This is a genomic window from Microcystis sp. M_QC_C_20170808_M9Col, assembly GCF_007095495.1.
GTDB lineage: Bacteria > Cyanobacteriota > Cyanobacteriia > Cyanobacteriales > Microcystaceae > Microcystis > Microcystis aeruginosa.
This window is the reverse complement of sequence record NZ_SFBZ01000164.1, coordinates 1-4,459: the sequence shown is the minus strand read 5'-3', so window position 1 is coordinate 4,459 and position 4,459 is coordinate 1. Positions and strand designations below refer to the sequence as shown.

At 42.7% G+C, this 4,459-nt stretch carries 6 protein-coding genes; 3 read left to right on the top strand and 3 right to left on the bottom strand.

The window, feature by feature from the left end; all coding sequences use genetic code 11:
• Positions 1 to 294 (top strand): ISAs1 family transposase (locus EWV68_RS09725; protein ID WP_287169638.1); only part of this gene is annotated, 294 nt, incomplete at its 5' end.
• A gap of 486 nt (positions 295 to 780) precedes the next feature.
• On the opposite strand, the gene EWV68_RS09720 is transcribed toward EWV68_RS09725, so the two are convergent.
• The 3 genes from EWV68_RS09720 to psaM form a co-directional block, all read right to left on the bottom strand.
• On the bottom strand, positions 781 to 1,908 hold the full coding sequence (locus EWV68_RS09720) for a THUMP domain-containing class I SAM-dependent RNA methyltransferase (protein ID WP_061430320.1): 1,128 nt from the start codon (positions 1,906 to 1,908) through the stop codon (positions 781 to 783).
• Between the two features lie 438 nt (positions 1,909 to 2,346).
• Complete coding sequence (locus tag EWV68_RS09715; protein ID WP_061430319.1) at positions 2,347 to 2,697, bottom strand: slr1601 family putative cell division protein; 351 nt, start codon at positions 2,695 to 2,697, stop codon at positions 2,347 to 2,349.
• Between the two features lie 162 nt (positions 2,698 to 2,859).
• The gene (gene psaM, locus EWV68_RS09710) at positions 2,860 to 2,952 is read right to left on the bottom strand and encodes a photosystem I reaction center subunit XII (RefSeq protein WP_012264462.1); all 93 of its coding nucleotides are present in this window, start codon (positions 2,950 to 2,952) and stop codon (positions 2,860 to 2,862) included.
• A 189-nt stretch (positions 2,953 to 3,141) separates the two neighbouring features.
• On the opposite strand from psaM, the gene EWV68_RS09705 reads away from it, so the two are divergent.
• Together EWV68_RS09705 and EWV68_RS09700 are read left to right on the top strand one after the other, a co-directional pair.
• Complete coding sequence (locus tag EWV68_RS09705) at positions 3,142 to 3,861, top strand: TerC family protein (protein ID WP_002737049.1); 720 nt, start codon at positions 3,142 to 3,144, stop codon at positions 3,859 to 3,861.
• Positions 3,862 to 3,975: 114 nt separating this feature from the next.
• Positions 3,976 to 4,459 (top strand): thiol-disulfide oxidoreductase DCC family protein (locus EWV68_RS09700; RefSeq protein ID WP_287169637.1); only part of this gene is annotated, 484 nt, incomplete at its 3' end.

Genomic DNA, 4,459 nt, shown 5'->3' with positions numbered 1-4,459 from the left:
AAAGTAGAAAGAAGGGGTAGTCGCGGGGATAAAACTTATGAAGAAACAGCTTACTATATCAGTAGCCTAACCGAATCCGCCCAAGTATTTGCTAAAATTATTCGAGGACATTGGAAAATGGAAAATCAGTTACATTGGGTAAAAGATGTAATTTTTGAGGAAGATAAAAGCGAGATAAGTGATTTTCAAGCGGCCAGCAATTGGTCAATTCTCACAACCATAGGATTGAATCTTTTCAGAGGTTTGGGTTTTCTCTCAATAACAGAGGGACAGAGGTGGTTAGCTGAACGTTAGGAAAAACTGATAGTTTTATCGACGTAAGAAGCAGAAAAATTAGCTAAATTAACAGGATGTACTCTCAGAAAATTTCAAGAGAGATAGGCTTTTAGTGGCTTGATAAAAAGCTTTATCCATCTATTCATAATAAATATTGGCAGGGTATTAAAGATTAGTTATTGTCACTAACTCTTTTGATTAGAAAAAGATAAACTTGAGAATTTTCATTCAAATTTATTGACTCAAAATCCGCTGTACTTAATTTAAATGAATCAACCCTAAGGGGTCGGGGGGGCAAGGATGGGGGGAGATTCGGCTAATCGGCTCTCTTATTCTTTGTGTGATAAGTTTAACTTATATAGGAGCGATCAATCTTTGTGTCCTTTGTGTCTTTGTGGTTCGTCCCACTCCCTCGCCAGCAGGAATGTATCTTAGAATACATTTTACCCACCAAACCTAAGAGAACCGCTAATCTAAGAATAAGCGGCTTAAATGCGTCTTAGCTTAATACAATTCGTATTTTAAGAGGGTACAGGGCAAAGAACCGTTATACAAGGGAGTGCGACGGGAAGAACGCAGACCGATTTGTTTAGTCAGTTCTTTGTTTCCCGATAAAATATAGGCTGTCCAACCCTTAAACCTCTGTTTTAAGACATCACCGAAGAATTTATATAAGGCCCCTAATTCTTCGGTATTGCCCAATCTTTTGCCGTAAGGGGGATTACAGAGAATAATCCCTCCATCGCTCGCCGGTTCTAAGTCGGTGATGCTTTGCAAGCTAAAATTAATATGCTCCTGCACTTGACAAAAATAGGCATTATCCTCGGCCTGACGCAAAACCTCGTAATCGGCATCACTAGCATAAATTGGCGCATTTAGCCGAGATTTTTGTTTTTCTTTAGCTTCCTTGACCAAAGATTGCCATAAATCCGGTTGATAGTCTGGCCACTTCTGAAATCCGAACTGGGAACGAGATAAACCGGGGGCAATATTTAAAGCTTTTAACGTCGCTTCGATGACAATGGTTCCCGAACCACAAAAAGGGTCTAAAAGAGCCATATCATCCTGCCATGCCGATAATTCTACCAAAGCAGCGGCGAGACTTTCTTTCAGAGGTGCGACTCCCATGGCCCGATGATACCCGCGACGATGCAAACTGTGACCAGAACTATCTAAACTAAGCACACAGCGATTTTTCTCGATATGAGCGTTAATTTGCAGGTCGGGATTTTCTGTATCCACAAAAGAACGTGGATTCCCCTGTTGACGCTGTTGGTCGATAATAGCGTTTTTGATGCTTAAAGCGGTGTAATGGGTGTGATTGAGGCGATCATTCGTTCCCGTACATTGTACCGCTAAAGTTTCCTCACTGGTGAGATAATCGCGCCAATCAATGGCTTGAATGCCATCATAAAGTTCCTTCCCATCCCCACAGGGAATTTCGGCAATGGGAACCAAAACCCGAAAAATAATTCTTGACCAAAGATTGACTCGATAGAGTAGGGCCAGATCTCCCTGAAAATGGACTCCCGTGAATACGGGTTTCACTTCTTTGGCCCCTAGGAATTCTAATTCCCTAGCGGCAATTTCTTCTAGTCCCCTCGCGGTAGTAGCAAAATAGGATCGAGTCATTTCAGTTATCAGTTATCAGTTATCAGTTATCAGTTATCAGTTATCAGTTTCAGATGTGAGTTATCAGTTATCAGATGTGAGTTATCAGATGTGAGTTATCAGTTATCAGATGTGAGTTATCAGATGTGAGTTATCAGTTATCAGTTATCAGTTTTCAGTTATCAGTTTTCACAGAAAGATTTTAATTGTTATCCCCTTGTAAATTCCCTATCTGATTCCCTCAAGTCAGTTAAAATCGATTAATGCCACAGGATTTAGTGCATCGGAAAATTTTACCCAATCACGAGCATAATAATCCTCTTTTGTCAAGGCAGAAATGCTTAATAATTGTGTCGCTGTGGTCATTAGTTTTATCCTGACAAATGCTCAGACCGACTCTGTGGATCTCTCCTCTCCCCTGAAGTCTTAACAAGTAATTGAGATGCACGGGCAGCTAATCTACTGAGAAACCCAAAAAATGCGTCTTTGATTAGGATCCCGTCGGGGACTTTGTTCCCCCATGACTTGCCGCGCTTGACTAGGATCGAAGCTGCGAGTAAATTGACCGCGCAATTGATTGACGCGTTCCTCCTTTTCCTGGGCTGCCAAACGCACTTCTTCCAGTTTTGCCTGTTGGATCTGTTGGTAAGGTAGCAAACGAGCGATCGCAAAAACTGCCGTGATGGAAATGGCGCTATAGGCAATAATTCGGAGCCAAATCTCGATAACTTGCCAGTTTTGGGATTTATTGCCGCTTTTTGGCTTTTTTCTGGGTTTTTTGTCGGTTTGGTTTCGTGTTCCTGCGGTCATAGATTTATGAGTATAAGTAAAATCGGTCAGAAAAGTGGCTAATTACCTTCAAGTTACACCCAATCACTGATAACTGGTAACTGATGACTGATCACTGAAAAAACCCCAATCGGTCTATCCTATAGCTAGGTCAGACGGGATCAGGGTTTATTGAAAGCGACTTTACTTATAAAGTTCCGTCGCTAGACGAAAAGCCAAAATCCCGGGGATTAAAGCAATTACCAGAGCGACTAAAACTTGAGTATCAGAAAGCATTGCTGATTATCTCCTCATAAAGATATTCATCCAATACTTTCCGACATCATCGGGGTCCTCTGCATCATTTCGTTACAAGACTTCATATCTCCCCACCCCGATGACGGTTATCTCCCCTAGAAAAGAAAGTTGTAAAAGCGTTAAGCTGAAGTATTGCCATGATTACATTTATTTTTACCTGCGGCCTCAATGTTAGACTCGCTCCTTGATTCATCTCTAACCCTTAGTCTAAAAACCCCGTTAATTCTGTTGGTTCTCATTGCCCTAGAAGCGGTATTATCAGCAGATAACGCCATTGCTCTCGCTTCCATAGCACAGGGATTAGGAGATCATCAGCGTCAACGTCAGGCCTTGAATATTGGCTTAGTTTTCGCCTATATTCTCCGTATGGTCTTGATTCTTACCGCCACCTGGGTGGTTAAATACTGGCAGTTTGAACTTTTGGGAGCAGTATATTTGCTCTGGTTAGTCTTTAATTACTTTGCCTCCCCCGAAGACAAAGACCACACCCATCATAGTCTCAAGTTTCAATCTCTCTGGCAAGCTATCCCCCTAATTGCCGTTACCGATTTAGCTTTTTCCCTCGATAGTGTCACCACTTCCATCGCCGTGGCCGATGATACTTGGTTGATCCTGCTTGGTGGTACGATCGGAGTAGTTACCCTGCGCTTTATGGCGGGTTTATTTATTCGCTGGTTAGAGGAATACACTCACCTAGAAGATGCCGGTTTTGTCACCGTCGGTTTGGTGGGTTTAAGATTGTTGTTGCGGGTGATTAGTCCCGATTTTGTGCCGCCGGAATGGATTATGATTAGTTTAATTGCTATCCTCTTTGCTTGGGGTTTCTCAAAACGCAACGATCGAGAACCAATAGAGAGTGATCCCATCCAATCTGATGAATTGCCATAAAATAATCATCAGGAGTCAGGAGATTATTTTTATTTATTCTCCCCACTTCCCCACTCCCTACTTCTCAACCCCTCACTAATTACCGACCACTGAAAAGAAAATCCCTAGAAGATCATGTCATCTTTACCGACTCCATCTGCTGATACCTTAGAAAATTCTACTCGATCGCCCTCTTGGAAAATTAAACTCCTCTACGATGGAGAATGTCCCCTCTGCTTGCGGGAGGTCAATTTTCTGCAAAAACGGGATGCTGGGAGAGGATTAGTTGCTTTTGTCGATATTGCCGCCGAAAACTATAATCCGGAGGAAAATGGCGGTATTTCCTTCGCGGCGGCCATGGGACGAATCCACGCTGTACTAGCCGATGGTACTATCCTCCAAAATGTGGAAGTGTTTCGCCAAGTCTATGATATTTTGGGCATTGGTTGGATTTATGCCGCTACCAAATGGCCGGTTATTGGGTTTCTAGTGGATATTATCTTTGACATCCTCGCCGCCGTAAAACGGACGGCGATTCCCAAACCTCACGATTTAGGTTTCTGCTTCTTTCCCTTGCGGGGTTCCGCACCTGCCTTAACAGATTTACTCTGTTCTGGTC

Bases quoted from the DNA above. Each gene is read 5' to 3' on its own strand.
- EWV68_RS09715 (WP_061430319.1), bottom strand. From the start codon at position 2,697: ATGACCGCAGGAACACGAAACCAAACCGACAAAAAACCCAGAAAAAAG.
- EWV68_RS09720 (WP_061430320.1), bottom strand. From the start codon at position 1,908: ATGACTCGATCCTATTTTGCTACTACCGCGAGGGGACTAGAAGAAATT.
- psaM (WP_012264462.1), bottom strand. From the start codon at position 2,952: ATGCTTTCTGATACTCAAGTTTTAGTCGCTCTGGTAATTGCTTTAATC.
- EWV68_RS09705 (WP_002737049.1), top strand. From the start codon at position 3,142: ATGTTAGACTCGCTCCTTGATTCATCTCTAACCCTTAGTCTAAAAACC.